The sequence below is a fragment of the Brachyspira pilosicoli genome (assembly GCF_019402445.1).
In the GTDB taxonomy this organism is placed as follows: domain Bacteria; phylum Spirochaetota; class Brachyspiria; order Brachyspirales; family Brachyspiraceae; genus Brachyspira; species Brachyspira pilosicoli_B.
Genome location: NZ_SRZM01000355.1, coordinates 1 through 2,682, shown reverse-complemented (window position 1 = coordinate 2,682; position 2,682 = coordinate 1). Strand labels below are relative to the sequence as shown.

Here is a 2,682-nt window from a genome sequence, read left to right as displayed (position 1 = left end):
GTATTATAATTTGTAATTCCCTCTTTTTTATTGGTATAAAAATTTATAAAGCGAATTTAGTATATACCGAAAATATAATATCATAAATAAATGGAGTAATAAATTATGTTACGTTCTTTATGGACTGCTGCAAGCGGTATGAATGGTATGCAATTTAAAACAGATACAATAGCAAACAACCTTGCTAATGTTAACACCATTGGATATAAAAAAGTAAGAGCAGATTTTGAAGATTTAATATATCAAAATTTAAAAATACAGGGTACTCCTGCAACAGAAGATACTGTAACACCTGTTGGACTTCAAACTGGTTTGGGTGTAAAAAGTGCTGCTACACAAAAAATGTTTGACCAAGGCTCATTGCAGGCTACTGGAAACAAACTAGATTTAGCATTAGAGGGAGAAGGATTTTTTCAAGTATTGATGCCAGATGGAAGTGTATCATATACTAGAGATGGTTCTTTTAAAGTAGATGCTAATGGTCAGCTTGTAACTTCTAATGGATACAAATTAGTACCTGAAATTATTTTTCCAGAAAACTTCCTTGTAGAAAAAATTAATATATCAAGAGAGGGAGTTGTTTCTGTTACAATAGGCGATGAAAATGAACCTGTTGAGTTAGGAAACATTACATTACATAGATTTATAAACCAAGCTGGACTACTTTCTATAGGTGATAACTTATATAAAGAAACTATAGCAAGCGGACCTGCTTTTGAAGGTGAAGCTGGTTCTAAAGGTTTCCCTAGAATACATCAAGGCTTCGTTGAGATGTCTAATGTTAAAGTAGTAGACGAAATGGTAGATATGATAGTTGCACAGAGAGCTTATGAGATGAACTCTAAAGCTGTGCAAACTAGCGATAATCTATTAGCTACTGTTGTAAATTTAAAAAGATAATTTAATTCAATAACAAAAATAAAGAGAGTTTTTAATTTTTTTAAAAGCTCTCTTTTTTATATATATCACCATATACATCTTTTTTATTAACATAAAGAGATGTAAGCATATCGTACTCTTCTTTAATATCTTCAGAATAAGAAAGCCTTGTTTCATCATAATTGCTTCCTGCATTATAATATCTAAGGCTCTGTATTATATCACCATTGAATCTATTTAAAAGTTTAGCTATAAATCTAGCACCAAGTATAATATTCTCTCTATGATTATATCTATTAAGAGTAGGATCAACGTCTTTATTAGCTATAGGTGTAATTTGACAGTAACCATAAGCATTTTTCTTAGACAATGCAGTTGGTATAAAATCACTTTCTATCTTTATTAATGCTACCATAAGCAGCGGATCTATATCATAACTTTGAGATATGTCAAAAATATCTTTAATAAACCAAAAATCTTGATTATAATGATTAGAAATGTCTTGTATTAAATTAACCCAATTATTTGTAACAAAAGAATAATTATTGATATTGAAACTATGTGTTTCTAAATTAGCAGCACACAGTATTATAGTAAAAATGATAACAATTCTTTTCATAAGTTTCCCCCAATAAAATTAAAGTTTTTTCGCTCCTTTAACTATTTTTTTAAAATAGTAGCTGTAAATCTAAAAGTCATAAAATTATATACTATTTTTCATATAAATCAATAGTTTATTATATATTTTATACATATAAAAAAATATTTTTAGTTGACATAATATATATAGATACTGTACAATATAACATATTATTATTTTACACATTTTGAGGTTTTATGTATGCAAAACTCTATGGATAATATTTTAAATCATATATCCTATAATATAAAAAATGAAGATTATGAAGGAACTTTAGAAGCATTAGATAATATTCTAAAAAAAGTACCAAAAAATTATAGAGCCAATTTATACAAAGGACAATTATGTGTTGAAATAAAACAATTTGATGACGCTATTAAATATTTTGAAGAAGCTAAAAGAGTAGATATTAACACATTTAAATCATACAATTTACTTGGCATAAGCTACCATGCAATAGGTAACTATGATAAGGCAATAGAGTGCTTTTATGAAACATTAAAAATAATGCCAAAATCTTATACTGCATACAATTTACTCGGTATAAGTTATTATAAAAAAAATGAACATGATAAAGCAATAGAATGTTTTAATAAAGCAATAGAGATTAATCCAAAATATGATAAAGCATATAATAATTTAGCATTATATCATTATAGAAGTAAGAATTATGAAGCAGCAATAAATTTCTTTGAAAACTCAAAAAGTATGGATGAGATGACTTTTAAAGCTTATGATATGCTTGGAATGTGCTATTATAATATTGGCAATTATGATAAAGCTATAGAATGTTTAAATAGATATTTGCAAAGTAATAGTCGCTCTTACAAAATATCAAATACATTAGGAGCAATATATTCTTACCTAAAAGATTATGACAAAGCAATAGAGTATTTTAATAAAGCAATAGAAATTAACCCTAAATATGCTAATGCTTATAATAATCTTGCATTAATATTTTTTAACAAAAAAAAGTTTGATAAAGCAGCATTATATTTTGATAAAGCAAGAAAGTTTGATTTAGATTCTTTTACAGATTATTATAAATTGGCAATTAGTTATTATTCAAAAAAATATTATTATGAAGCAATAGAATATTTTAAAAAAGTTATAGAAAAAAATCCTAATTCATATAAGGCTTATAATTTTATCGGGCTTTGCTA

At 26.1% G+C, this 2,682-nt stretch carries 3 protein-coding genes; 2 read left to right on the top strand and 1 reads right to left on the bottom strand.

What is annotated here, in order from left to right; genetic code table 11:
• Positions 1 to 105: 105 nt before the first annotated feature.
• On the top strand, positions 106 to 900 hold the full coding sequence (gene flgG / locus E6A48_RS10590; protein WP_013244918.1) for a flagellar basal-body rod protein FlgG: 795 nt from the start codon (positions 106 to 108) through the stop codon (positions 898 to 900).
• Between the two features lie 40 nt (positions 901 to 940).
• On the opposite strand, the gene E6A48_RS10585 is transcribed toward flgG, so the two are convergent.
• Positions 941 to 1,498, bottom strand: a complete 558-nt coding sequence (locus E6A48_RS10585; protein WP_219710189.1) for a lytic transglycosylase domain-containing protein — start codon at positions 1,496 to 1,498, stop codon at positions 941 to 943.
• Between the two features lie 222 nt (positions 1,499 to 1,720).
• Between E6A48_RS10585 and E6A48_RS10580 the strand changes: the two genes are divergently transcribed.
• A partial coding sequence (locus E6A48_RS10580) for a tetratricopeptide repeat protein (RefSeq protein ID WP_219710187.1) occupies positions 1,721 to 2,682 on the top strand: 962 nt, incomplete at its 3' end.

Bases quoted from the DNA above. Each gene is read 5' to 3' on its own strand.
- flgG (WP_013244918.1), top strand. From the start codon at position 106: ATGTTACGTTCTTTATGGACTGCTGCAAGCGGTATGAATGGTATGCAA.
- E6A48_RS10585 (WP_219710189.1), bottom strand. From the start codon at position 1,498: ATGAAAAGAATTGTTATCATTTTTACTATAATACTGTGTGCTGCTAAT.